This is a genomic window from Leptospira bourretii (assembly GCF_004770145.1).
Classification (GTDB): domain Bacteria; phylum Spirochaetota; class Leptospiria; order Leptospirales; family Leptospiraceae; genus Leptospira_A; species Leptospira_A bourretii.
The window spans coordinates 365701-391048 of sequence record NZ_RQFW01000018.1 but is presented as its reverse complement, the minus strand read 5'-3'; the positions used below and the strand labels follow the sequence as shown (position 1 = coordinate 391048).

Annotated in this window: 22 protein-coding genes; 11 read left to right on the top strand and 11 right to left on the bottom strand. The window is 39.2% G+C overall.

Annotated elements, in window-relative coordinates; translation table 11 throughout:
- The first annotated feature begins 54 nt into the window (after positions 1 to 54).
- From EHQ47_RS13805 to EHQ47_RS13780, 6 genes are all read left to right on the top strand, one after another.
- Positions 55 to 1221, top strand: a complete 1167-nt coding sequence (locus tag EHQ47_RS13805) for an acyl-CoA dehydrogenase family protein (RefSeq protein ID WP_004785316.1) — start codon at positions 55 to 57, stop codon at positions 1219 to 1221.
- Between the two features lie 221 nt (positions 1222 to 1442).
- Positions 1443 to 1913 carry a GNAT family N-acetyltransferase gene (locus EHQ47_RS13800; protein WP_135749789.1) on the top strand — a complete coding sequence of 157 codons (471 nt, stop codon included), beginning with the start codon at positions 1443 to 1445 and terminating at the stop codon, positions 1911 to 1913.
- Between the two features lie 244 nt (positions 1914 to 2157).
- Entirely contained in the window at positions 2158 to 3945 is a 1788-nt protein-coding gene (locus EHQ47_RS13795; RefSeq protein ID WP_425269577.1) for a PAS domain S-box protein, read from the top strand.
- A 63-nt stretch (positions 3946 to 4008) separates the two neighbouring features.
- Positions 4009 to 4596 (top strand): DUF6962 family protein, encoded by a 588-nt coding sequence (locus tag EHQ47_RS13790; RefSeq protein WP_135777384.1) that lies wholly within the window; start codon positions 4009 to 4011, stop codon positions 4594 to 4596.
- 42 nt (positions 4597 to 4638) lie between these two features.
- Entirely contained in the window at positions 4639 to 5658 is a 1020-nt protein-coding gene (locus EHQ47_RS13785; RefSeq protein ID WP_135749792.1) for a sensor domain-containing diguanylate cyclase, read from the top strand.
- Positions 5659 to 5704: 46 nt separating this feature from the next.
- Positions 5705 to 6949: an NADH:flavin oxidoreductase/NADH oxidase family protein gene (locus EHQ47_RS13780; RefSeq protein WP_135777383.1), complete on the top strand. Its 1245-nt coding sequence runs from the start codon at positions 5705 to 5707 to the stop codon at positions 6947 to 6949.
- Between the two features lie 86 nt (positions 6950 to 7035).
- Here the strand turns inward: EHQ47_RS13780 and arsB are convergent, their stop codons facing one another.
- The 7 genes from arsB to EHQ47_RS13745 form a co-directional block, all read right to left on the bottom strand.
- On the bottom strand, positions 7036 to 8082 hold the full coding sequence (arsB, locus tag EHQ47_RS13775) for an ACR3 family arsenite efflux transporter (RefSeq protein WP_135777382.1): 1047 nt from the start codon (positions 8080 to 8082) through the stop codon (positions 7036 to 7038).
- Positions 8083 to 8619: a DUF6428 family protein gene (locus EHQ47_RS13770; protein WP_135749795.1), complete on the bottom strand. Its 537-nt coding sequence runs from the start codon at positions 8617 to 8619 to the stop codon at positions 8083 to 8085.
- 13 nt (positions 8620 to 8632) lie between these two features.
- Complete coding sequence (locus tag EHQ47_RS13765; RefSeq protein WP_135749796.1) at positions 8633 to 9055, bottom strand: arsenate reductase ArsC; 423 nt, start codon at positions 9053 to 9055, stop codon at positions 8633 to 8635.
- The gene (locus tag EHQ47_RS13760; protein WP_135749797.1) at positions 9048 to 9395 is read right to left on the bottom strand and encodes an ArsR/SmtB family transcription factor; all 348 of its coding nucleotides are present in this window, start codon (positions 9393 to 9395) and stop codon (positions 9048 to 9050) included. The genes EHQ47_RS13765 and EHQ47_RS13760 overlap by 8 nt, the downstream gene beginning before the upstream one ends.
- A 165-nt stretch (positions 9396 to 9560) precedes the next feature.
- Positions 9561 to 10373 carry a hypothetical protein gene (locus EHQ47_RS13755; RefSeq protein WP_135749798.1) on the bottom strand — a complete coding sequence of 271 codons (813 nt, stop codon included), beginning with the start codon at positions 10371 to 10373 and terminating at the stop codon, positions 9561 to 9563.
- A gap of 29 nt (positions 10374 to 10402) precedes the next feature.
- Positions 10403 to 11365 (bottom strand): NAD-dependent epimerase/dehydratase family protein, encoded by a 963-nt coding sequence (locus EHQ47_RS13750; protein ID WP_135777381.1) that lies wholly within the window; start codon positions 11363 to 11365, stop codon positions 10403 to 10405.
- Positions 11362 to 12540: a DUF445 domain-containing protein gene (locus EHQ47_RS13745; RefSeq protein ID WP_135749800.1), complete on the bottom strand. Its 1179-nt coding sequence runs from the start codon at positions 12538 to 12540 to the stop codon at positions 11362 to 11364. The genes EHQ47_RS13750 and EHQ47_RS13745 overlap by 4 nt, the downstream gene beginning before the upstream one ends.
- A 283-nt stretch (positions 12541 to 12823) precedes the next feature.
- On the opposite strand from EHQ47_RS13745, the gene EHQ47_RS13740 reads away from it, so the two are divergent.
- Complete coding sequence (locus EHQ47_RS13740) at positions 12824 to 16555, top strand: Cna protein B-type domain protein (protein WP_135749801.1); 3732 nt, start codon at positions 12824 to 12826, stop codon at positions 16553 to 16555.
- Positions 16556 to 16594: 39 nt separating this feature from the next.
- Here the strand turns inward: EHQ47_RS13740 and EHQ47_RS13735 are convergent, their stop codons facing one another.
- Both EHQ47_RS13735 and EHQ47_RS13730 read right to left on the bottom strand, forming a co-directional pair.
- On the bottom strand, positions 16595 to 17377 hold the full coding sequence (locus EHQ47_RS13735) for an ABC transporter ATP-binding protein (protein WP_135749802.1): 783 nt from the start codon (positions 17375 to 17377) through the stop codon (positions 16595 to 16597).
- Positions 17370 to 18842 (bottom strand): HDOD domain-containing protein, encoded by a 1473-nt coding sequence (locus EHQ47_RS13730; protein WP_135749803.1) that lies wholly within the window; start codon positions 18840 to 18842, stop codon positions 17370 to 17372. The genes EHQ47_RS13735 and EHQ47_RS13730 overlap by 8 nt, the downstream gene beginning before the upstream one ends.
- 101 nt (positions 18843 to 18943) lie before the next feature.
- Here EHQ47_RS13730 and EHQ47_RS13725 point away from each other — a divergent pair, with 101 nt between their 5' ends.
- Positions 18944 to 19156 (top strand): hypothetical protein, encoded by a 213-nt coding sequence (locus EHQ47_RS13725; protein ID WP_238837837.1) that lies wholly within the window; start codon positions 18944 to 18946, stop codon positions 19154 to 19156.
- Here the strand turns inward: EHQ47_RS13725 and EHQ47_RS13720 are convergent.
- Positions 19153 to 20469, bottom strand: coding sequence for a 6-hydroxymethylpterin diphosphokinase MptE-like protein (locus EHQ47_RS13720; protein WP_135777380.1), 1317 nt, complete (start codon positions 20467 to 20469; stop codon positions 19153 to 19155). The two genes, EHQ47_RS13725 and EHQ47_RS13720, sit on opposite strands and share 4 nt — an antisense overlap.
- 110 nt (positions 20470 to 20579) lie before the next feature.
- On the bottom strand, positions 20580 to 21053 hold the full coding sequence (locus EHQ47_RS13715) for a DNA primase (RefSeq protein ID WP_135749805.1): 474 nt from the start codon (positions 21051 to 21053) through the stop codon (positions 20580 to 20582).
- A gap of 147 nt (positions 21054 to 21200) precedes the next feature.
- Between EHQ47_RS13715 and EHQ47_RS13710 the strand changes: the two genes are divergently transcribed.
- Genes EHQ47_RS13710 through secA form a run of 3 tightly spaced genes read left to right on the top strand, consistent with a single transcriptional unit; the run spans position 21201 to position 25235 of the window.
- Positions 21201 to 21782 (top strand): TlpA family protein disulfide reductase, encoded by a 582-nt coding sequence (locus EHQ47_RS13710; RefSeq protein ID WP_244290354.1) that lies wholly within the window; start codon positions 21201 to 21203, stop codon positions 21780 to 21782.
- Positions 21779 to 22468: a type 1 glutamine amidotransferase gene (locus EHQ47_RS13705; protein ID WP_135749807.1), complete on the top strand. Its 690-nt coding sequence runs from the start codon at positions 21779 to 21781 to the stop codon at positions 22466 to 22468. The genes EHQ47_RS13710 and EHQ47_RS13705 overlap by 4 nt, the downstream gene beginning before the upstream one ends.
- 10 nt (positions 22469 to 22478) lie before the next feature.
- On the top strand, positions 22479 to 25235 hold the full coding sequence (gene secA, locus EHQ47_RS13700; RefSeq protein WP_135777379.1) for a preprotein translocase subunit SecA: 2757 nt from the start codon (positions 22479 to 22481) through the stop codon (positions 25233 to 25235).
- Positions 25236 to 25348 lie beyond the last annotated feature (113 nt).

Below are 25348 nucleotides of genomic sequence, written 5' to 3'. Positions count from 1 at the left end.
GGGTCGTACGAAAAAAGGTAGTAAATACCCCATTCTCATAAGGAACATCCCGGAATGTATAGCCAATTCACAGAGCAACAACTTGAAATCAGAGATTTAGTTCGTAACTTCGTTAAAAAAGAAATCCCGCATGAAGTCGCATTGCACTGGGATGAGAAAAACCAACACCCAACAGAACTCATCAATAAAATGCGTTCGGAACTTGGAATTAACGGTCTTGTCATTCCAGAAGAATACGGTGGATGGGGACTTGGTGCGATAGAACAGTGTTTAGCCATCGAGGAACTTTCTCGTGGATGCCTTGGAATCGCATTAGGATTTGCTTACACTGGTCTTGGAATCCTTCCAATTCTAAAAGGTGCGACTCACGAACAAAAATTAAAATGGCTTCCTGAAATTGCGGACGGAAAGTTCGGAGTTTCTTTCTGTTTGTCTGAGCCAGGTGCTGGTTCTGACGTTCCTGGTATGACCACTCGTGCTGAGAAAAAAGGCGACAAATGGATCATCAATGGTGCAAAACAATGGATCACTGGTGCTTCTGATGCACAGGCCTTTACTGTATTTGCTTATACTGATAAAAACCGTGGAACTCGTGGAGTTTCTTGTTTCTACGTTCCACGTAACGCAAAAGGTCTTACTGTTGGTAAAAAAGAAGATAAACTCGGAATTAGAGCATCTTCCACTCACCAAGTGATCTTTGAAGATTGTGAAGTAGGTGAAGACGCACTCGTAGGAAAAGAAAACCTCGGTTTCGTTTACGCTCTCCAAACTTTGAATGCTTCTCGTCCATTCGTAGCAGTTATGGGTGTGGGTGTGGCACAAGCAGCACTTGACCATGCAGCTCGTTACGCTCGTGAAAGAGAACAGTTCGGTGTTAAAATCGGAACTTTCCAAGCAGTGCAACACATGTTAGCTGATATGTCTATCAAAGTAGAAACTGCAAGAGAAATCACTTACAAAGCAGCTCGTCTTTCTGATGCAAACGATCCTAACCTTCCAAAATACTCTGCGATTGCTAAAGCATACGCTTCTGAATGTGCGGTTCAGTGTGCTACTGACGCAGTTCAAATTTTTGGTGGATACGGATACACGAAAGAGTATCCAGTTGAGAAGTTAATGAGAGATTCTAAAATCCTCACGATCTTCGAAGGAACGACTCAAATCCAAAAGAACGAAATTGCAGCTTACGTAATTAAAGAAGCAGCTTCTAAAAAAGACTAAGATTTTCAAAAAGAAAGTCGGTCGAAAGGGAGCCTCCAGGAATGGGGGCTTTTTTTTGGGGTGTGGGTGGTACAGGTTGGATGTAGGTATCCCCGCCCTGATTGGGTGGGGTGTGACCACCCGCCACCCAATAACTCCCCTATACACCATCCAACAATATCTCACCACCAAAAAAATATATTTGCAAATTTTAATATAAGGAAGTTCATCTTTCTACATTGATGAATCAAAATTTCGCGATTCGAATGGTCGAAACTCTCGATCCAAACTCTAAGCTTTGTATGGACCGGCTATGGGAAGAAATCCAAATTCGATATGGATTCCAAGCACCGAATCCAATGGACTTCCAGGATTTTTTGTCTCCTCAGGGAAGGTTTTTCCTCGCCGAACATTCCGTAACGGGTGAAGTTATGGGATCTGCCGCATATACAAAGTTCAGCGATACGCAATGCGAGTTGGACGCCGTGTTTGTATGTTCCCAGTTTCGAAAAAATAATGTCGCCAAGTCATTGTTAAGTGACATAGAAAAACAAGCGAGAATGGATCATTATTCTTCCATGATTTTACGAGCTGGTGCCCCACAACCAGAGGCATTAAGTCTATATAAAAACTTTGGATTCAAAGAAATTCCCGCTTTTGGTAAATGGATAACAGATCCCACTGCCATCTGTTTTGAGAAAATAATCTCCTGATCCATTTTCTGGCCACCCGGGCGGGCTACTTTCGGAGTCCGCGTTCGCTTCCCCCTGATTTGTCTATCGCCAAACCAGGGTGCCTGCGGCATCCTTCGTATCCCTGGTGGTAGAATATCCATCTTTCAAATGTTAGATTTTCAGTTTTTTGCCTAAAAAAAAGGCTGACTTCGTTTTCTCACTCTGACAAAATCATACTTCTGTTTTCGGGAGTGCCCTTTTGAAAAAGAAAAAAAATGACAAAATGATCCCTCCTTCTTCTGTCAAAGGGGAAGGTAAAAAACAAGAACTCATTCTTAGGCAAATGGAAAGTCTTGGAAAACTTGGGCATTGGGAAGTGGATTTTATTCACCAAACTTTACATTGGTCAGAAGGTGTGTTTCATATTTTAGAAATGGACCCTTCTTCTATGCCAGTTGATTTAGAAAAAGGTTATTTATTTGTTCATCCAGAGGATAGGGAACTTGCTACCGAACATATGAAAGAGGTGTTGGAAAAAGGAATCAGTTATGATTTGGAATGCCGACTGGTCACAACAACTGGAAAAGTCAAATATGTGCATTCACTTGCAGAAGTGATTCGAAATGAAAAAAACGAACCCATGCAAATTGTGGGAATTTTCCAAGACATCACCGAACAAAGAGAAGCTTATCAAAGTTTACTCGCACAAGAATTAAGACTCAGTACAATCTTGCAATCCGAACCAGAATGTGTAAAGGTTGTTTCTCCAGATGGGATTCTTGTCGAAATGAACCCTGCTGGTTTACAAATGATCGAAGCAAGTAACCCAGAAGATGCGATTGGACAAAAAGTAGAAAATTTAGTAAACCCTGCTGATTTAAAATTCTATCAATCGATTCATCACAATGCACTCCAAGGAATCAAGTCGAGTACAAGATTTAGAATCATTGGACTGAAAGGAACCGAACGTTGGATGGAAAGTACGGCTGTGCCATTAGAGAACCAATCGGGAGAAATTATTTCTGTTCTCAGTGTGACAAGAGACATATCCGAAAAAGTCATTGCAGAAGAAAAACTCATTCGGGTCAAAAGAAACCAGGAAGCTCTTATCAATGGTACATCAGATTTGATTTGGTCACTTGACTCTAACTTCTGTTTGATTGCCGCCAATAAAGCTTTTTTAGATGTGATGGGATTTCTTCGTGGTGCCCTCGCAAAAGAAGGAGATTCCGTTCTCATCATGAGCCAAGGAGAAGCCTTTTACGAAAAGTGGAAGGGTTATTATGAAAGAGGACTTTCTGGCGAATCATTTAAAACATACGAAAGATTTATAAGTCCCATCACTGGAAAAGAAGAACACAGAGAAGTTTTTTTTAATCCCATTCGCAATGCAGAAAACAATATCACTGGCCTTGCTTGTTTTTCAAAAGACATCACTGATTTGATGGCCAAACGAATGGAACTAGTGGCCAGTGAAAAAAGATACAGAGCTCTCGTAGAAAATGGAATCGATGTGATTGCTATCCTTAGCACAGAAGGTAGAGCAAAATATGTTTCCCCGTCCATTACAAAAGTTTTGGGTTATTCGGAATCCGATGCGATGCACATGAACTTATTCGATTTCCTACATCCAGATGATGTTACAAAAATCACCAAACGATTGGAAGATGTTCGTCACATCCCCATTGGAAGTTCTCTCCCTAGTCATAATTTTAGAATCAAACACCAAGATGGATCATGGAGGTGGGTGGAGTCGACCATTACCAACTTAATCGATGACGAATCCATTGGTGGCATTGTGGATAATTTTCACGATGTGACAGAACGGGTCTTTCAAATCACGGCCATCCAAACTCAAAATGAAAAATTAAAAGCCATCGCTTGGACCCAGTCCCATATTGTGCGAAACCCCTTGGCTCGGATCATGGGTCTTGTTGATTTGATAAAATTGGGTACTTTGTCCAGAGAAGAGGAACTTCGGAGTTTAGACCACTTGTTGGAATCTGCTAAGGAGTTGGATAACATCATTCAAGACATAGTTCTCAAATCCCAAAGAGTCATTGTTCCTTAAATTAATTCCTTTGGAGGTTTAATTTATCTTGTTTTTTATATTCAATTAGTTCTAATTCCTGCCATGGTTTTCTCAACTTTCCTCTCAGACTTAATTCTTTCCTTAGTGTCCTTGGCGATGGCTTACCGATTTGTAGGAAAGCCTTCTATTCCCTCTCGTTCCGCCCTTTATGGATTTGCCATCATCGGAATTTCTGCTGGTCTTGGTTCGATTCATTTTCTTGGGATCAATACACTGGATTCTATCTATCGTTTTTTTGTGGGTTTGTCGGGTTGTGTGGGTGTTCCTCTTTTGGGACTCGCTTTTTTCCACTTCACTTTTCGTTCTTTATCGGAAAAAACTTTTTTCCTCTTCATAACTGTCGCATTTCTTCTTTACTTAGCATTTTCTTATCTCTACCCACTGGGTATTTACTCGACAGTCGTTGGTGGAATTGCTATGTTCATCATCCTCATTAGTTCGCTAGTTCGTTTCCCAAGAAAATCAAATGCAGCAATCATGGGAATCATTGGTTCGGTTTTATTTATTGTTGCTGGTCTTGTGATTGGTACGAAGGGATCTACAGGGTCTATCCTGAACGTTGATATCTTTCATATCTTACTTGCGATTGCCAATTATTGTATCGCAGAGGGAATTCGCAAATTAAGCTAGATTTAAATAGAGGAGTTTGGAATCTCTTTCCATAGACAGTCTATGGAAAGCTCCTCTTCTGATTCAACATTAGAAAGAATACTCAAACTCCAAACAGAGTTAACAGCTGCTAAACCAGATGTTCCATATTTATTAGATCGTATCACTCTCCGTGCCAAAGAAATTACTGGATCTGAAGGTGCTGTTTTCGAACTTGTGGAAGGTGAAGATTTGGTTTATCGTGCAGCCAGTGGCAAAGCTGAAAAACAAATTGGACTTAGACTGCCCGTAAAAGGCAGTTTTTCCGGTCTTAGCCTCCAATCAAGATCCACTTTGTATTGTGTCGATTCCGAAGAAGATGATCGAGTCAACCGAGAGGCATGCCGTGTTGTTGGCCTTCGCTCTATGATCGTTCTGCCTTTATTTTTTGATACAGAAGTATTAGGAGTGTTAAAAGTTTATAGTTCTAAAGTCGGTTTTTATTCATCTAACGATACGTATGTGCTAAATATGTTATCTGGTACAATGGCAGCTGTTTTACACAATGCATATCGTTGGGCGGAAAAAGAAAAAAGCCTTCAATCAATGGCATACCTGGCAAGCCACGATACACTCACTGGTATTTACAATCGTTCGGCATTTTATGATGGATTAAGAAAGGGCCTTTCTCAAATTACAAACGATGGATCCTTTTTAACGGTCGCTTTATTTGATTTGGATGGACTCAAAAAAATAAATGATGCCTACGGGCATGCAGCTGGAGATTTTTATATTGTTCAGTTTGCTCAACGACTTTCACGTCTCATCCAAAACCAAGATATTTTGGCAAGGCTCGGCGGAGATGAATTTGGTTTGATTCTCATCCATAAGGAATCCAAAGAATCCATTTTATACCGCTTGGAACAGACAAGAAACATGGTGGAAGTAGAAATTCAATTCGAAACCACCAAACTCCAAATCAAATCCAGTATAGGCATTTCCTTTTCTTCCGATGACGGAAATGAACCTGAAACCTTGGTGGCGGTTGCGGATAGCCGTTTGTACGAAAACAAACGGGCACGAAAAAAAGGAGAAAATTCCTAAAGGATACATCCATCTCTGGGTTTAAGTTTTTGTCTAATCTAGACAAATGAATTCCAATTCTCTCCTATTTTCTCCGTTCCCTCTCCCCAATGGTATCACTTTGCCCAATCGACTTGTAAAAGCAGCGATGGAAGAAAATCTTTCCAATCCTCATTTAGAACCAGACAAAGCCCTTTGGAATTTATATGAAACTTGGGCACATGGTGGAGTTGGGACAATGATCACGGGAAACGTAATGGTGGACCATAGAGCTATGACTGGTCCTGGTGGTGTTGTTTTAGAAGAAGGTTCCCGATTAGAAGGATTTCGCCAATGGTCATCAAAAGCAAAAGTGGCAGGTGGAAAGATCATCATGCAGATCAACCATCCAGGTAGACAAGTATTAGCTAAGTTAGGTGGGGAAGTTTGGGCTCCTTCTGCGATTGCAGTGGATATTGGAAAACTTTCCAAACTTTTAGGAAAACCAAGAGCGATGACAAAAACAGAGATAGAAGAAACCATCCAAAGGTTTGCAAAGACTTCTTTGTTGGCCGAGGAATCTGGTTTCGACGGAGTGGAAATTCATGCGGCTCATGGATATTTGATCAGTCAATTTTTATCACCCATAGCCAACCAAAGAAAGGACGAGTGGGGTGGTAGTTTAGAAAATCGATCACGATTTTTGTTAGAAGTGATCCAAGCTGTTCGTAAAACAGTAAAACCAAATTTCATTGTTGCTGTAAAATTAAATTCTGCTGATTTTCAAAAAGGTGGGTTTCAGTTTCAGGATGCAAAAGAAGTAATATCCGAAATACAAACGTTAGGTGTTGATTTTATTGAATTGTCTGGTGGAAATTATGAAGACCCTGCCATGCAAGGTGAATCCCGGGATGGATCTACCATTTCCAGAGAGGCATATTTTTTGGAATTTGCCAGTGAGGTAGCAAAAACAGCAACGGTTCCCATTTTAGTTACTGGTGGAATTCGCAGGAAACAAATTGCAGAATCAGTTTTGGATTCGGGTGTTCCGCTAGTGGGCATTGCCACTGCCTTGGCCCTCAATCCAAATCTTCCCAATGATTGGAAAACAAATTCCCATTCGGAGAGACATTTGCCTGATCCAAAATGGAAATCTAAAACTTTAAAAGGTTTGGCCAATATGGCAATGGTTCGTTACCAACTGAATCGATTGTCAGAAAATAAAAAACCTACTGTCAAAGTATCACCTATCATACGACTTATGATGGATCAAATTCGATTGGCAGGATTGACAAAAAGATACCAAAAATGGATTTCTAACCTCTCCAAGTAAAAAATGCAAATACTGGAATGATCAGTAAATTAAAGTTTTTAACTTTAGTATTAAATAAATTCACACTAAAGATTAAAATCTCTTATTTATAGAATTTTGTTATTTCCTTTATAGAACTTGTTCCGAAATCCAATTGCAAATTTAACAAGTAAAATTAGTGCTGGGACTTCAATGAGAGGGCCAATCACGCCAACAAAGGCGGCACCACTTTGGATTCCAAAAACACCAATGGCCACAGCAATCGCCAATTCAAAGTTATTCCCTGTAGCCGTAAAACTCACTGCCGCATTTTTAGAATAATCCACTCCTAACTTGTATCCAATCCAAAGGCTTAGAAAAAACATAATTCCAAAATACAAAAGTAGGGGAATTGCCACTCGAACCACGTCGTCACTTAGTTCAAAGATCATTTCGCCTTTTAAACTAAACATTACGATAATCGTAAACAATAGTGCCAAAAGTGTTAATGGTGAAACTTTCGGTAGGAACTTTGTTTCATAGAATTCTTTTTTTCCAATCTTTTCGAATCCATACCTAGATAGAAATCCGAGAAAAAAAGGAATCCCTAAATAAATCCCAACAGTTTCTGCGATATCGGCAATTTGAATTGAGACTTCCGATCTAGCCAAACCAAAATAAGGTGGAAAAATGGTTATGAACAAATAAGCATAAAAACTATAAAAGAAAACTTGGAAGATACTATTCAAAGCAACTAGTGCCGCTCCATATTCACGGTCACCTTCTGCTAAATCATTCCAAACAATCACCATCGCAATACAACGAGCAAGGCCAATGAGAATCAATCCAGTTCGATATTCTGGTTCATTGCCTAGAAAAACAATGGCCAAAAAAAACATAAGGATGGGACCGATGATCCAGTTGAGTAATAGTGAAAGTGCTAATAATTTTCCATCCTGAAACACTTTTCCCATCTCTCTATATTTTACTTTCGCAAGAGGAGGATACATCATAAGGACGAGTCCAATGGCCAATGGGATGTTGGTAGTTCCAATGGAAAGAGTGGAAAATCCGGAAACAACTGATGGTAAAAATTTTCCGATCAATAACCCAACCACCATTGCTCCAAAGATCCAAAGAGTAAGGAATCTATCGAAAAAAGATAAAACCTTCACCTAACAACAGCCTGCTGGTTCATTCGTTTCGTTTTTTTGTTTAGGAGAACAACAACTTGAGTTTGTTTTTTCTAATTTAGGAAAGCTAACAACATCTTTGGGAAGACCACAACTTGTAGATGCTTTGCATTCTGTTTTTCCATCTTTTAATTGGATGAGAAGTGCATTTTCCATTGGAATCATTTCCGATACAAAGTATTGACGCATTGCCGATTGATCGTTCCCAAATTCAATGCGTAAAATTGCATTTGATGGTATCTCCATTACATTTGTTACTTTTTTAATAATGGAGTTCACTTTCGAGAGTGTCATCGATTCCGTATCTTTTTCAATTTTTGGCTCTAATACTTGCAGAATAATTTCTGTCCAAGAATCAGAATTCCCACCACAATCGACTGATTGAATTTTTGCCAATTTGAATTCGGTAATATGGTAATTAGGGAATATAGTTTGTTTTTTTTCGTATTCAAAGTTTAAATGAAGTTCAGGATACAAATCCAAATTTGTGATCAAATCATTCCATGTTAATGTTTTCATTTTTTATTCTCTCCTATAGTTCCTTGTTTACAAAAGTTTCGCAGTAATTTCGAATCTCTTCTCGTGTTTTCGCAAATGCAGCCTTTACTTCTTCTTCTGTTCCTACTAATTTTGAAGGATCGGAAAAGTTATGATGTAGTCTTTTGGCATCACTAGGAAAGTAGGGACAATTTTCTTTTGCATGGTCACAAACAGTGATGATAAAATCAAAAGGAATGTCTTTGTATTCGTTTATGTGATTGGAAGTATGTTTAGAAATATCAATTCCCGCTTCTTTCATTGTGGTTATGGCTTTGGGATTGACTCCGTGGGTTTCTATCCCTGCGCTATAAACATTGGCTTTCTCCTTTGCATAAAATCGCATCCAACCTTCTGCCATTTGGCTTCTGCAACTATTCCCAGTGCAAAGGATTAAAATATTTTTAGTTTTATTCACAACAGCTTCCTTCTTGTTTCGTTTGGTATTGTTTGATGAGTGCGATATGTTCTGAAAATTCCTCATAGGCCTTTGATAAATTTTCCCAATCAATGCAGTAACAAGAAGAAGTTCCTTCCACTTCCCCTTTCACAAGCCCACCTTCTTTTAATTCTTTTAAATGTTGGGAAACTGTTGATTGGGCTAGCGGGAGGATTTCAACGATTTCTCCACAAACACATGTTTGTCGTTTGGCCAAAACTTCCAAAATGGCAAGCCTTGCCGGATGGCTTAGAAGTTTGGTAAAAGACGACATCCTCTGGATGTTTTCGGGAAATTCTGTTTTTTTGTTCAAAGCCATAGTATATCGTAAATATACGATGAATGGAACCTTTGTATTTCCGTCAAGGGGAAATTGGATTTTGGAGACCTGGATTGGATTTAGTAGGAGGAGGCTCCCCTAGATTTCCAGGGGGCTCCGATTGGTTCTCCCATTGATTTTCTGGGAAAAAATGCGAAGTAGGGACTATAATCCAGAACTATCAGGAATCACCACTGGTTCATCGGAAGTGGGGGTGTCTGGTTTTACGTCTGCTGGCGTATAACCGTTGTCATTTTGAGAAGGTTTGGTTCGATTGTCCCAGTCTGTTGGATTTGGTTTTTTATTTCCTTCTACTGAAAACAACCAACCATCTTCTTGTTTGTTCACAGCCCCTTGTTCATGAGGGTAAGAGTCAATTGGTCTGATCGTAATGGATACGTATTGGATGATACGTTCATCTTTGATGGGATCGAGGTGCGCCAAACTATCGTTACGCCATCGGTTTTTGCTTCGAGATTCTCTACGAAAACTCTTCATCACTAGATCTAGATCTTTAGAGTATTTTGCAAAAAGGGATCTAGGTGTTTTTGCTTGAATTACATAATACAATCCACCTTTTCTATGAAACAAAAATCTATTGGAAACCAATTGTTTTTGTTCTGTGTAATGTAACACAACAAAGACGGATTCATCAAAGCCAGCAACTTCGTTTTCCAAAACTTTTTCGCGAACTAACTTCAAGTCGGGGTATTTTGTTAAAAATGTATCAACCGTTTCTTCGATAAAACGATCGATATCATAGTCCTTTGTCCTTCGAGCCACATCTATTTGCAGGATCGCTTCTCGATTGGTTTTGGAAAACTGGATCCGGACTGTATCGGGATATCGCAAAACGGACTTTGCCCAGCCCCTTGGATATTCAAATGCAAAACTCAAAGAATCTTCTATCCAAGTTGCTGCATCCAAATGAGAAAGAGTAAGACATAATAAAACTAATACGCAAAGTCGCTTTTTCATACTTAGAATATCGGCCCCTAGTACCTTGATTATTGATAGTCGGCTAGCCCTTTTCGTAAATCTCGTTCTGGAAAAAAACCTAAATTTTCAAAAGACTCGGAATCATAAATGGCTACTGATTCCAATAGGGGTTGTAGGGGAGACCCGTGAAATGGTTTTTTCTTTAGAAAGGAGAGGGAGCGAAAAATGAATTCTACAAATCCTGCCCAAATCCCACCTACGGGAACGGGGAAAAGAAAACCTTTTACAATTCCTAATTCCTGAAAGGTTTTGATCACTTGGTTTACAGTCACAAATTCGGGATGTGAAAACACATAAACAGGTTTTGCAGGCTTCCCATCTAATGTCTGTTTGGTCCATGTGAGAAGCGCTTTTGTTGCATCTTCAATATGGAGGAGAGATTTTTTGCGATTTGAAGAAATATAAGGATAAATTCTTAGTTTGGTTAATGAACGAAGTTTGGAGATAAAACTTTTTGTTCCTTTGCCATAGATACTTGCCAGTCGAAATATAGAATATGGTTTCCCGGAGTTGAGTACGTAATTTTCAGCCAAAGCTTTTGTTTTTGCATAAATGGTTTTACCCAAGCGTTCGCTGTTGATAGTTAGATTTATTTCTTTTGATCCGTAGACAGAAACTGAACTCACAAATCCGAAGTGAGGGACATTTTTTGATTTTGCAAATTCTACAAGTAGTTTTGTGGAGTTAACATTTATTTGGTGGTAAATTTCTTCTGTGACTTTCGCCCCAGACACAACGGCAGCCAAATGAAGGATTAAGTCTAAAGATTCTGGAATTAAGAATTCTTCTTGGTTACCTATTTTAGAAAGATCCCTTTCATAAAATTTAAAATTTTTATGAAAACGAATGGAGTCTGGAAAACTAGCATAGTTTTTTCCGATGGCGATGATTTTATACTCATCGATCAATCCATTCAATAGTTCTTTTCCAAGAACACCACTTCCTCCCGTAATAAGAATAGTTTTTGTCATACGATAAACACCATTTGAAACCATCCAACCAAAGCACCGAGAGCGGCACCTACTAAAATTAACAATAATTCATCTTCTTGGAATGCAGACCTAAGTATAGACTCAAATTCCTTAGGAGGAAGGGCTGACATTCGGTCCCCCATCATCTTCTCTATCTCTAAAGCTTCACCTAAGTAAGTCTCGAGATGAAAAGATTTTTCTACTGCATTGTCCGCCATTGCAACGGCAATTCTTTCTTTGGCAGCATCAAACTCTTCGATTTTCCCGGCTGCAAAAAGGGCTGGTTTTGCTAAGAAAGTAATTGTGTCTACATGAGATATTACTTCCTTGCGAATGATATTGATGATATCTGCAGAAGCTTTTCCAAAGATCAGTTCAGATAAAATATTTTTTGGAGTGAGAATTTTTTCACTTACTAGTTTTGCATAGAGTCTGGAAACTTCGGATTGTCTTTTTAAAAATAAACCTTGGTAAGTAAAAAATCCTAAAAACTTTTTAGGCAAAAGGGGACGAAAGATCATCTCTAATGCAAGATAGTTGGTTAGATATCCAACGATCACTCCTTGGATGGGAAGGGTCCATACCAATGGAAAATAAATCATAAATATCATTTGAACAAGGCCAAGTAGAAAACCAAAGTAAAACCCTGATCTTTCGATAAACTGAAACTCGGGAGCTCCTACTTCTTTAAAAAGTTCTACCACAAGACCAACATTATTACCGGAAAGTTTTTTTAAAACTAAGGCCTTTACATCAAATAAAGAATCAATGTCCTTTTGAAATTTTCGAATCACCTTTCGGATGGTGACTCCACTTTCCCTTCTCACCTTGTGGTAAATTTCTTCCCTAACCACTTCAGGAATCATATCCCAAAGTTTTGGATCCAAACTATCTGAGAACTCCTTCATCGTATAACGAATGCTAGATTCAAGTGCTGGTAAAAAAACTAACTCTGCTTTTTTGGGATCTACTTTTAAAAATACTTCTTTGATGTTGAGAAGGCGTTCCGTGATGACATCAACGGACTTACTTGCCATTTTATGTGCCTTTCTCGGAATGATGCCCTGCCATCCCAAATAGGGAGGGATCCCCACAAATTGGATCGGATAGAAGGTCATTTTAAGAGCAAGCCAGTTAGTCACCCAACCCACAAACCCATAAGTGAAGGGAATCATGAGGAGCTTCCATTGTTCTGGTGTTAACCAATTCTCCCACATATTCCGCTATGAGTAGGCTAAAAAACGGGGGCCGAGGGCAATCGAAATTCAGTTCCCGGGTTATTTTTCCCTATGATTCGTTAATTTTATTCATTTTTTGCCGATACCCCTAAAAAAGATTTGCATTCTGTACGGAAACAGACTACAAATGGTACACTTCGGCGGGGTTTAGGTATTTCCCGAAGTGCATTTGAAAGACTGTGGTTCTGCCACAAAGCGAATTTGATTAGAGGGTAAGTCTATGCGCGTTCGAGGAATCTTCACTGTTCTCGTTCTCATTTCTTTGGTATTTGTTGGGTGTTCCCGAAAAAAGAAATCGATGCCATTTTGGTTCCTATTAGGAGCTGGTGGTGCAGTGGCTGATTCCAGTGGGGGACTTGACACTCCTTCAGACTCTAACGGCGTTCCTCTTCCTACTCCCGGTGATTCTACCGGCGTCACAGACCCTGACGAAGTTCCCGGCAACAATTCCGAACAAGAAGTTCCAAACCACGGACCAGCACGTGTGATCGGAACCATCGTTCCTGTCGTTTCTGGTGTCCCTGCGAATGTTATTTGTGGAAACCCTGGAGCTCCCCAAGCTCCTGGATGTGTCGACCTTACTTTAATCTCTGTTAGGATCGAAGTTGCCAATGGAGATAACAATACCCTCGTTGCCTCCACATATGCAGAATCAAATGGAAAGTTCCAATTTGATCTTAGTGACCTTCCGAACAATAACTACCGAGTTCTGATCAATACAGGTTTTGGACTCAATTATACTTACCAAGATTTTTCTTATGTATTTGATCCTACACAAAATCCTTATACTTTAGTCAATGTCGGAAATCTACTCGCAGAACGTCTGTACTATGGTCAAGGTCCTGCTCAGTTTGTAGGAGTGGTCACAAGCCCTGGGTTTTCTGGTGACGGTGTCATTATACCGGCAGGACCCATTGCAGGGATCACTGTTTCGATTGTGGATGCAAGCGGAAACACAGTGGGAACTGGTGTCACCAATGCTAACGGATCTTATGTCATTAATATTAGTCCCTTGCCTAATGGTAATTATACGGTTGTTTATTCTGGAGATTCTGTAGAAGTATCGGGGCAACCTTTTGCGAATACAACAGAATTCATTCACTTCACCTTTCCTGGAACCAATCCAAATACTGTGGCAGTTGTGGATTTGGGAGAAACGAGTCTTCCTTGGATGGCTGCAACGGAAAGTGATCTTCACCTAACTGGAAATATTCTGAACGGTGCAATTGCTTCTGATTCCACTACTCTTTTTACGATTAAATTGAAGAACGAACAAGGTGCTATTTTACAAACAGTTCAAATTACAGGAAATGGAAGTTTTGCCATCGAAGGAAGTTACCTTACCAATGGCGTTTATTATTTGGAAGTATCCAATCCTGTTTTTTATACGGTATCACAGTCCTTTTTGTTTACTGCCTCTCCGAATGGAGGAACCAAAAACGTAACACTGGTTGATCCAATTTACATTGTTGCCAAACCTTCACTTGTTACGGGATTTGTAAAAGATGCAAGTGGAAACCATGTAGCAGGAACAGTCATCAACGTAAGACCTTCCGCAAACCAAGCTCCTTCTCGTTTGTTGTATTTGAAAGACGATCCAATTCTTGGAAACGCAATCAAACTTTGGATTATTGAAGCTTTAAGTGCTGTGGCAGGAACCAATTGTTCTGTAAATCCAACTGGGTCGATTTGTTCATGTGCGGTGAATCCAACTGCTTCTTGTTTGGTTGCATACCAAGGTTCTGGTCCATGGGCATACCAAACCTACGGGAACAAACTCTACGAAGTCAACCCGACAACAAAAGAAGTATCTTTCCTTGCTGCCAGTGGACTTTGGGCCTATTACATTTCGGCTCCTGGGTTTGAAAATTATTGTGGTTCCAATAATTCCCCTTGTTCATCAAATCCATTACAAATTAGTTTGAACGGTAACAACTATAATGCGGGAACGATCTCTATGACATCCATAGCAGCTCGTTCTCAAATTGCCGGTTCCATTTCGGTTCGTGATGCGGCTCCAAGTGCCAACTCAGTTCATGCCGCTCAATCAGGACTTTATCTTGTATTGTTAGGGAATACTGCTTCCGACGGTTCTGCTTTAGCACATATCACGACAACTTCGGGTGGCCAATTTAGTTTTGGTGGAAATTCTTACGTAGTGGCATTGCCTGCTGTCCTTCCTCCTCCGTTTACAAATGATGAAGTTGGCCGAGTGAGTTATGCCTTATACCAATTAGGTTCAGGCCTTGCGACAACCTTAGCACAAACGCCAAGTGTTGCCAGAGCTAATGACAATACGGCTTCCGTTGATATCATTTCTGGGACAGAGTATAATTTCCGACAAAGTTCCTACCAACTCATTGTTGTGGATCGTGTGGCTCCGTCCTACCAATCAAGTTATTTATCATCCAGTAGTTTACGAGTGGATACATCTTCTGTGGCAACCAACCAATATGCCACTTCTCCTGTTTTACATAACGTAAATGGAACTGTGATGCATAGCCCAAGGGCCACTGTTACTGGTGTGGTGACAGATGCTGTTTCCACACAAAATGTAAGTGGTGCCACTGTGACTCTCGGACGTCTTGTGGGTGGGAATTTTACAGCAGATGTTCATCGTGACTGTTCTGGTGGGTTTGATTCTCCAAATTGTTCTGTTTCTTCCACAAGAACTTCTGGTTCAGACCAAGTGGTCGGATCTGTCACTTCACAATCAAATGGAAGTTATAGTTTCCCATTCCTTTCGCCTGGTTCTTACCAACTCCGTGTAGAAAAAAATGGAATCACTACTTACTTCCCTGTTGAAGTGGGAACTGGTGGGGGAACGGTTGTCGTCAATACTCCTGTGATTACAAATGATGGTCGTGGCCATTTAACAGGATCAGTGCGAACTCCTGGGGGATTTTCTTTCCTTGGAACTTACTCTTTAGAAATTGTGGATCCAAATGGTGGCACATTACGTCCATCAGCAGGTGTTCAGCCTGCATCCATTGCAACTGGATCGACGATTTTTTCTAATGCGAGTCAGTATACGATATTTAATATCAACGCAGGTCGTTGGAAAGTCCGATTTGTCTCGGCAGGTTACGCATCAGTAGAAGGGATTGTGGACATCCAAGCCGATGTCACCACAAACTTTGATATCATTACCTTTGTTCCAGGAAGCCAAACCAGTGGATCCATTTCTGGAAGAGCACTTTCAGCTCTATATAATACCGGTGTTTGTAACCTAACGGCGCGCATTCGACCTGGCGTGAATGTAAAGTCTGGTTCATATGCCATTGATGCCAATGGAGTCACAATCCCAAGTGTCAAAACATCAACTGACGGATCTTATGTGATTCCTTCTGTTCCACCTGGAAACTATACCTTAGAGGTATCTGGTTCTGGAAAAAGAGGGGATTGTACTTCTATTTCCGAAAATTATGCAACGACTTATCGAACAGTTGTTTCAGCAGGTTCGGAAACACCAGCAAACCAAAATATTCTTGTCACACCAATCCTTCCTGAAAATGAAATGCGAGTGGTACTTTCTTGGGGTGCCAAACCGCGAGATTTGGATTCGCATTTACAATATGGAAATTCAGGTAATAGCCGTATTGTTTGGAATAACAAAACTCCACTCGGTACCGGGAATGGTAGTTTAGATTATGATATCACAACAGGATACGGCCCAGAAACCATCACCCTCCAAGGATCCATTTGGAACCAACCAAACCGTTATTACAGTATCTACAATTGGTCTGGTGAGGCACTGATGGGAGTTTCAGGAGCCAATGTTCGGATCTTCAAGGGAAGTGTCGGAGAAGTAAGAAACTATTCCATTGCTCCAAACCATTCGAATCGTTGGTGGAAAATCTTCTGTATTGCACAAGACAAAACCATCTCTGATGTGGGAACTGCAGGTTGTAGTGCATCCAACTTTATTGAAAAGTCGATGTATTCAAACTAGTCAGTCTTTGATTAGCATTCGATTAGAAATTTGATTTTTTTAAGAAAGGACAGTAACGGAATACTGTCCTTTGTTTTGGTTCACTTGTAAATCTAGATCATATAAATCGGATAAGTTTTGATCTGTTAAAACTTTAGCTTTTTCCCCAAAACTAATCACTTTTCCTTCTTTTAACAAAAGTATTTTGGAAAAGTCTTCTGGGATTTCTTCGATTCTATGGGTGATGAGAATTCTTGTGAGATGGGGGTTTCCGTTTTTTAATTGGGCCAATGACCTGCCAAAGTCAGTTCTTGCTGTAATGTCTAAGGTGGCAGTCGGTTCATCTAACACCAAAATTTCTTTTCCCACGCCGAAAGCTCTTAACAATAGAACCTTCATTTTTTCCCCTGATGAGAGTGTGGAATAAATTTGATTTTTTTTATGAATTAAACCAATGGAAGCTAACAAAGATTCTGCTGTTTTTTCTTGTTCTTTTGTTGGATCTTTATAAAGTCCTAAAGTTCCTATGACTCCAGTTAAAACCATTTCAAAGGTGGTAAGTCGTTGTAGTAAGGTTTCTTGGTGGCCTGGTTGCACCATACCAATTCGATTTTGTAGAGGCGCCATCGGAGTTTCCCCGTAAGTTTCTCCAAAGGCAGAAATGGAACCAGTAGTGGGCCAGGAATAACCAAACAGTAAATTGATGAGTGTTGTTTTCCCCGCCCCGTTTCTCCCGATGATGGCAAGAGAATCACCTTGGTTTAAGGAAAAATGAACTTGGTCTAAAATTTTTTTGTCAGTTCTTACAAACGAAACAGAATCAAAACGAATCACTTCACTCATTCGATTTTTTAAATAGAAGTTCGATTTTATTCACTGCAGCAGAGAACACATCGATATTATCTAAATTAAATTTTGCGAGTAGGATTTTGTCAATGGCATAAAAACCTTTTTTCTGCTCATGATAATCGGCCATCATATTGGCCATATAAATGACTTCGACAAGATCACGCAGTTCGGCAGGTGCTAAAAATGGTTTGTGATGGTATTCGATGGCAACACGAAGGTCGAGAGGGAATTCCCATTTTTCTGCTAGGAGTGCCCCCAGTTGCGGGTGGCTCAGTCCAATGGCCATCTCTTCTAAAAGAGTTGAGTTCCCAGAATCGACTCCTCTTTGATAGGTTTCGATTTTTTTGAAAAAACCTCTGTCCACAGAAAGTAAAAGGAACTTTCCTATATCGTGTAACAAGGCACTGACGGCAATGATGTCTGCAATTTTATTTGTATGATTGTTTTCTGTCGCCAAGTAACGCGCATAATAACTGCATCGGCTGGAATGGTCCCAAACATCCATCATCTTACCATATTGGCCATCCATAATTTTACGGACCCCAGAAACATAGAGTAGGTTTCGTAAATTTTTCAGGCCAACAACTTTGACCGCTTGTAAGATGGAACTGACTTGGCTTCGATTTGCAAAAAAAGCAGAGTTGGATAGTTTTAATAGATCAGCAGAAAGTGCGGGGTTTCTTTCGATTTCTTGCGAGATCATATGTAAGTCAGAATCAGGATTGTTACATAGTTGAATGATTTTTGTAAGTGAATGCGGTAGCGGAGGTAATCCATCTATTTCATTTAGAAGTTTTGTTTTTAGATCTGTTTGGATTTCGACAGGGGTTGTGACTTCGGGAACAGATAGAGTAGCGCGTGTTATTTTGTCGTTTGTAAAGATTTTGAATTTTTCAGAACCAATTCCTGAATTTTTTAAAAGGAGTTGAATCAGTACTAATCCTAAACCTGCCGATTCTGTACTGTCCGAAACATCGGTGAAAGCATCCGACAGATCGTTGTAGTTCTTTGCCACTTCGATCCTTCGATTAATCCGTGCTAGTTCTTCTTTTGTGATGGGTGCGTTGTTTTCTACGGCGAAGTGGATGGACTTTCCTTCTACTTTCATCAGTAAACTGATGTAGTAATTTCCGCCTTCCAAACGATCCAATTGTTCATTCCATTTCATGATGATGTTTTCTTGGAATCGGGACATTCCCTTCGCATAATCACCAGCATTTTGGATGTCTAAATTTTCACGGGTAAAGTAATCGCGTTTTGCATTTGCCTTATTGGCATTCATGAGGAGTTCTTTTAGGACGGTAAAGATAACTTCTACTAAATAGAGTTTGTCCATATACCCCATTACATGGACAAGCAATGCGTATATCTCCTGATTTTGTTCTTCTGTAACAAAGTAAAAGTTAATTCTGGATTCTTTTGCAGTCTCTAATTGAGAAATAATATCTTGAAAATTCACAAACGTCTTTTCCCGTAACACTCTTATATTTTAATTTCTTTTGGACGCAATAGATATTTTTTTCCCATCTAATTTCTATTTTGTCCCAGGGAAATTGTATAGTGAGAACATCAGTGGAGGAAATCACTATGGAAATGTTAGACCAAATGAATTTGCATTTGCTTATGCAAGAGAGGTTAGAAAAAATTTTAGAGGATATGGAAAGAAGACCTAAGGGGAAATCCAAAAAAACAAAAGGTTTTGACCAAATTCCCGCAAACAAAGAACGAGCAGAGTGGAATCTACAAGAAATACCAGTTCTATTCGGAGCTTAACTTAGTGAAAACCGCAACCAAGTATTAAGAGTTTTTCTATGAATGATTCCGGATTGGTCTTGGTTAGCCCACTTTGCCAGATCCGTAATAGATGGGGGAAAACCCTGAAACGATTCTAGGAAATGTTCTGCTTTTGGCTTAGATGTTAGATTTGATCCATTTGTTTCTTTGAGATTTTGAATCTTTAAAGCAGATTCCTTTTGATTCATTTGTTCCCAGGCAATTTGATTTTTGCCTTTTCGTTCACCAGAATACAGTCGTTTGGTGACTTGTTCTAAACTTTTTTTTCTATTCGTGGTTGGAAGATAAAACCGTTCGTATCCAGTTCCTATGCAATGGGATTTTCCACGTTCTGCCATATAACTTACCCCACTTACAAAAAATTCTCTGTTTTTTATCTGGTTTGTCATCGATAAAACCATTCCCAATAAATTCAAACTAGGGTTGGAATAATGTGGCCATTTTTTTCCCAATCCAGTTTGAAATAGATGTTCCAGGATTTGATCGAGTGGGTGACCCGTATTGACCAAAAATTTTGGATTTTTTAGTTCAAAAATATAAGGTGCTCCACCTAACCAAGTAATGATGGGAATATTTGATGGAATTTCTGTTAAAAAATGATAGGTGGTTCCCCGGCCAGAATCAAACGAAACAATATAATCAGGAACAATACCGTTTGGCAAAAGATAACCAATAGAAGTATCACTGGCAAAAATTAGAAAAGTGGAACGTTTTTTTTGGATGGTGGGAAGATCGATTTCTAAACCTGGACTTGCACCCAAAAATAAAATAGATGTTTTTTCACCTGAGAAGGATTGAAACCAACGAACGTTTGTATCGTTAAAAAACAGACCGGTTCTATTTTTTAAATAATTATGAGTCCATAACTTACTGAAATGTTCGATGGTGTTTTGATTGATTTCATTAGAAATAAACTGCGATTGAAAATTGTTTTTGCAAACCGATACCAAGTCTGAAAAAAAACGTTCATAACTTGGCGATATGTACAACCTCCATTTGGATCGGGATGAATTCGCTTCCGTTTGGGTGTTTTTGACAATGGTTTTGAGGTCCGCCCAATTTGGTGTTGTACCAGTGACAAAAAATAAATAACAACCCTGGGCCTTAGCTTTGTTTTTTAGATCTTCAAGTTCCGATTGGAATTCATTTAATTCATAAACTTCCTTTTCTGGTTCCCAAAAGATAATGATGGGATGGTTCGGATTGGCAATGAAAGATCTTACTACATGTAAGGCACCGAGACCTAGGACAACGGGAATGGAATCAACATTGAATGTCGAAAGAAATCGCAAAGCCTCCTTTGCAGGGGAGACTTGTGAATGTAGATAAAAATGATCGGAAGTTTGAAAGTTATGGAGAAGGTTGTTTTGAAAGTGAGGGATTAGAGGAATGGGAGTAACCTCTAGTCCTCATCATCCTCGTCTGAATCATCATCGTCATCAGAGTCATCGTCGAAATCGTCATCATCCTCTTCTTCTTCGTCATCCTCAGAATCGTCACCAAATTCGTCTTCGAAACCATCTTCAAGTTCTGGTTTACGAGCTTCTTCTTCAGGGATAAAATCTTCTTCGATATCTTCTTCGGCATGAGGAGCAAAAGAAGTTCCAGCTGTGGATGTAACACCTGCCAGTTTGTCTTTTTCTGCTTGGAGAAGAGCTTTTTCTTCAGAGGAAAGGTATTTCCACTGAACCATATCATTTGTCAGAGCATATAAAGCTTGCACTGTCAGTTTACGGTTTTTTAATTTTTTAGGGAGAGTGATCTTATCAATTTTGTCGATCGTGCTGAAACCGGCCACGCAAGTTTCGTATTTTTTTTCCCGGCAAAGTTCTATTAAGGATACGATATCGAAGTCTTCTTTGTGCGATTGGCTCATTTTCTTTGATTCCCTGGAGGAAGTGAGTGGAATGTTAGACCAGACTGAGGGGTGGGGGTCAGATGTCAAGGGAAAGTTCGAAAACTGGCTTTACAGGCCTTCTCCTAGTCCAAACCATGGGGAAGGACCGTCCAACATATGGGATTTATGAAAGCCTCCCTCATCTTAACTGTTAGTTTATGTCTCATTAGCTGTGCCCCGGCAAAATCTTCTTATTTTGGAGAGGAGTCTTGGGCCGGACTTACCGCCTCTGGTGCTGAAATTTCTTTTTCCCAATTGGAAAAAGAGGAAATTGCCATCAATGTATACTCACCTGATTGTGTTCCTTGTTGGAAAGAGATACCGGCACTCAATCTTCTGCATGCAGAAATCGAAAGCCGCTTTCCTTCGAAAGCTTTATACATGGTTGTCGACCCTTACCAAATTGTTCCTGATATAACCGATGAGCGTCCGTTTGGCGAGGTGTATCAGTTGGCAAAAACAAGAATGGATACAGAAATCAAAAATAGAAATATCCGAGTTCCCATTGTGTTTATGAAACCACCTTTCCGTGTCAAAGAAGGGAGTTTGATCACAGGAACTCCTGAGACTATGTTGTTTGTTACAAAACCCATGCGCTTGTATTATAATTTTTTGGGATCCATTTCGGAACAAACATCTCCGGATGTCATTCGAAAGGATGCCAAGTTTAATTTCTTTCGTTATCAATTTGGAATGGAATCATTATGAGAGCAGTATTCATAAGATTTATCGATTGTGAAGGCCCAGGAATTTTAGAACCCTTACTTCGTGAAGCCGGGTATCGGATCAGTTACCAAAATGCATATGATAGACGAATTCATTTGATGCCAGAAATTCATTTGAATTTTGATTTAATTGTGATGTTAGGTGGCCCTCAATCAGTCGCCGATCCAGAAGAACAAGAATTTTTTAAACCTTATTATGACATTGTGAACAATGTGGTTGCCTTACCAAATAAAAAATTAATTGGAATTTGTTTGGGTTCTCAAATCATTGCGAAGGCGTTAGGTGCCAATGTTCGGCCAGGGACAAAGGGTCCTGAAACGGGATTCTCTGATTTACATTTATTAAAACCAGAACATGCGATTTTTAATGGAATTCAAAAAGAATCGATCCTTGCTTTTCATCTCCATGAAGATATATTTGATATTCCCGTAGGTGCGGAACATTTGCTTGCGAGTGATTTTTATGCAAACCAAATGTTTTCATATAAGAACAAAGTTTTTGCTTTCCAAACTCATTTAGAACCAACTTTAGAGATGCTTCGCGTATGGCAGTCTGTCCACAAAGATTTTATAGCAAAAGGCACTGGTGATTTTTCTGAGATTGAAAATAAACAAAAGGTAATGGCAGAAACTGCTAATACTATATTTCGAAATATTATAAAATTATAACGGACTCGGTATGTTTCAAAAAATATTAACAATTTTATTCGGCAGTAAGTATGAAAGGGATTTAAAAAGATTAAATCCAATCGTGGATGCAATCAATTCTTTTGAGCCGACAATCAAAGCTATGGACGATGAAATGTTGTCCGCACAAACCAAAAAGTTTAAAGAAAGACTTTCCTCTGGTGAAACTCTCGATGATATTTTGCCGGAAGCATTTGCAACTGTTCGCGAAGTTGCCTATCGAACATTAGGTATGCGTCATTTTGATGTACAGATGATGGGTGGAATTTCTTTACATTGGGGAAATATTTCTGAGATGAAAACGGGAGAAGGTAAAACCTTAACTTCAACCTTACCCATTTATTTAAATGCACTTTCTGACGATGGGGTTCATGTTGTTACGGTAAACGATTATTTAGCAAAACGGGATGCGAATTGGATGCGTCCTGTATTTGAGTTTTTAAAAGTTTCTGTAGGTATCATCCAACATGATATGGATCATGAAGAACGAAAAATTGCTTATAATTCAGATATTACTTATGGAACTAATAATGAGTTCGGGTTTGATTATTTGCGTGATAATATGGTGAGTTACAAAGAACACCGTGTTCAAAGACAACATAACTTTGCGATTGTGGATGAGGTGGATTCCATTTTAGTGGATGAAGCAAGAACCCCTCTGATCATATCTGGCCCAGCCGAAGAGTCCACAGACAAATATCTTAAAGTGAATAAAATTATCCCTAAACTCATTGAAGGGGAAGACTATGAGATTGATGAAAAAGCAAAAAATGTAATTCTATCAGAAGCCGGTGTCCATCATGTGGAAGAGTTGTTGGGTGTTGAAAACTTGTACCAAGCAGAAAACATCGAACTTGTTCACCACGTACAACAAGCACTCAAAGCACATAAGATATTTTATAGAGATAAAGATTATGTAGTACAAGACGGAGAAGTCATCATTGTGGATGAGTTCACTGGTCGATTGATGAAAGGTCGTCGTTATTCTGACGGATTACATCAGTCCTTAGAAGCAAAAGAAGGTGTGCCAATTGCTCGTGAGTCCCAGACTTTAGCATCCATTACTTTCCAAAATTATTTCCGCATTTATAAGAAGTTAGCTGGTATGACAGGAACTGCGGACACGGAAGCAGAAGAATTTAAAAAAATCTACAATTTAGATGTCATTGTCATTCCTTCTAATTTGAAAATCCAACGATTGGATATGGCAGACAGAGTTTATAAAACGGAACGTGAAAAATTTGATGCAGTGGTCAAAGACATCCAAGAAAAAGTCTCAAAAAAACAACCAGTGCTTGTGGGAACTATCTCTATTGAAAAATCAGAAGTTCTCTCAAAACTTCTCACATCTCATGGAATCCCACATAACGTATTAAATGCAAAACAACATGAACGAGAATCCGAAATTGTTGCCAATGCTGGTCGCCCTGGAGCCATCACCATTGCAACAAACATGGCTGGTCGAGGAACGGATATTGTTCTTGGTGGAGCACCTAAATACAAAGAAGATTTAGAAAAACTAGACGATCTCAGCGATTCTTTAGGAATTAAAACAAAATCAGAATTAGAAGTGATTTACAGCTTTCGCGAACATTTAATCAAACAAAAGTTTGAAGAGGCTGAAGCCAAAACATCTGAAATCAAAAATGAAAACATTAAAAAAGAATGTAATAAAATTCTAACTGAAGCCAAAAAATGGAAAGTGGATCATGACTTTGTCATTGCCGCTGGTGGATTGCATATTATCGGTTCCGAACGACATGAATCGCGTCGTATTGATAACCAGCTTCGTGGGCGATCTGGTAGACAGGGAGACCCGGGTTCTTCAAGATTTTATTTATCCTTACAAGATGATTTGATGCGAATTTTTGGATCAGATCGTATTGCACGTATTATGGATACTCTCAAGATGCCAGAGGGCCAAGAGTTGGAACATAGTATGGTCTCCAATGCGATTGCTCGTGCCCAAAAACGAGTGGAAGGTCATAACTTTGATATCAGAAAACATTTGTTAGAGTATGATGATGTTATGAATCGCCAAAGGATTTATATCTATGGAATTCGTAACGAACTTTTGGACAAAGGAAACATGTCACGAACCATTGTCGATTTCTTTGACGAAGTTGTTGAAAACCAAGTGATCCTTTACTGTGAAGGCAATAATGTGGACGCTTGGGAAACAGATTCATTGAATGAATGGTTACAAAGTTTGGGAATTTCTGATTCGATTGACTCAAAACAGTTTAAAAAAGAATCAAATCCCCAACTAAAAGTATTTGAGATAGTATCCAAATTAGTAAAAGACCTTTATGAATTTAAAGTTTCTTCCATTGGTGAAGAAGTTTGGAGATCAATTGAAAGGAATGTGTTTTTGGACATTCTGGATCATAGATGGAAAGAACACCTTTATGCAATGGATCATTTAAAAGAAGGGATTTGGACAGTTGGTTATGGTGAAAAAAATCCTTTGATCGAATACAAACTCCAGGGTTTTAAGATGTTTGATCAATTGGTTGAAAATCTAAAAAATGAAGTAGTTTCTTTTCTTTTAAGAATTGAAGTTACCGAGTCAGATAGAAATCAAGATGAATCTTCACCGAAAGAATACAAAAAGATTGGTGAGGAACAAAGAGCAGAAGTGGATATGTTTGGGAATGAAGTTAAAACTAACAAAACCAAACCTCAAGTATCTTCCACTACTAGTTCCGGTGGTGGATCCGAAAGAAAATCGAGTCGAAGAAAGAAGTAATAGGTATTACTTCTTTTTAGAAACAAAAAATAATAATCCAACTCTTACTGACTAATTAGTCTGAATGCTAATCAGGAATGAGTTGGATTTTTTAAATTATGATCCTAATTTGA

What these genes read in the sequence shown, in the direction of transcription:
- EHQ47_RS13805 (WP_004785316.1), top strand. Translation starts at nt 55, where the DNA reads ATGTATAGCCAATTCACAGAGCAACAACTTGAAATCAGAGATTTAGTT.
- EHQ47_RS13800 (WP_135749789.1), top strand. Translation starts at nt 1,443, where the DNA reads ATGAATCAAAATTTCGCGATTCGAATGGTCGAAACTCTCGATCCAAAC.
- EHQ47_RS13795 (WP_425269577.1), top strand. Translation starts at nt 2,158, where the DNA reads ATGATCCCTCCTTCTTCTGTCAAAGGGGAAGGTAAAAAACAAGAACTC.
- EHQ47_RS13790 (WP_135777384.1), top strand. Translation starts at nt 4,009, where the DNA reads ATGGTTTTCTCAACTTTCCTCTCAGACTTAATTCTTTCCTTAGTGTCC.
- EHQ47_RS13785 (WP_135749792.1), top strand. Translation starts at nt 4,639, where the DNA reads ATGGAAAGCTCCTCTTCTGATTCAACATTAGAAAGAATACTCAAACTC.
- EHQ47_RS13780 (WP_135777383.1), top strand. Translation starts at nt 5,705, where the DNA reads ATGAATTCCAATTCTCTCCTATTTTCTCCGTTCCCTCTCCCCAATGGT.
- EHQ47_RS13770 (WP_135749795.1), bottom strand. Translation starts at nt 8,619, where the DNA reads ATGAAAACATTAACATGGAATGATTTGATCACAAATTTGGATTTGTAT.
- EHQ47_RS13760 (WP_135749797.1), bottom strand. Translation starts at nt 9,395, where the DNA reads ATGGCTTTGAACAAAAAAACAGAATTTCCCGAAAACATCCAGAGGATG.
- EHQ47_RS13755 (WP_135749798.1), bottom strand. Translation starts at nt 10,373, where the DNA reads ATGAAAAAGCGACTTTGCGTATTAGTTTTATTATGTCTTACTCTTTCT.
- EHQ47_RS13750 (WP_135777381.1), bottom strand. Translation starts at nt 11,365, where the DNA reads ATGACAAAAACTATTCTTATTACGGGAGGAAGTGGTGTTCTTGGAAAA.
- EHQ47_RS13745 (WP_135749800.1), bottom strand. Translation starts at nt 12,540, where the DNA reads ATGATTCCCTTCACTTATGGGTTTGTGGGTTGGGTGACTAACTGGCTT.
- EHQ47_RS13740 (WP_135749801.1), top strand. Translation starts at nt 12,824, where the DNA reads ATGCGCGTTCGAGGAATCTTCACTGTTCTCGTTCTCATTTCTTTGGTA.
- EHQ47_RS13735 (WP_135749802.1), bottom strand. Translation starts at nt 17,377, where the DNA reads ATGAGTGAAGTGATTCGTTTTGATTCTGTTTCGTTTGTAAGAACTGAC.
- EHQ47_RS13715 (WP_135749805.1), bottom strand. Translation starts at nt 21,053, where the DNA reads ATGAGCCAATCGCACAAAGAAGACTTCGATATCGTATCCTTAATAGAA.
- EHQ47_RS13710 (WP_244290354.1), top strand. Translation starts at nt 21,201, where the DNA reads ATGAAAGCCTCCCTCATCTTAACTGTTAGTTTATGTCTCATTAGCTGT.
- EHQ47_RS13705 (WP_135749807.1), top strand. Translation starts at nt 21,779, where the DNA reads ATGAGAGCAGTATTCATAAGATTTATCGATTGTGAAGGCCCAGGAATT.
- secA (WP_135777379.1), top strand. Translation starts at nt 22,479, where the DNA reads ATGTTTCAAAAAATATTAACAATTTTATTCGGCAGTAAGTATGAAAGG.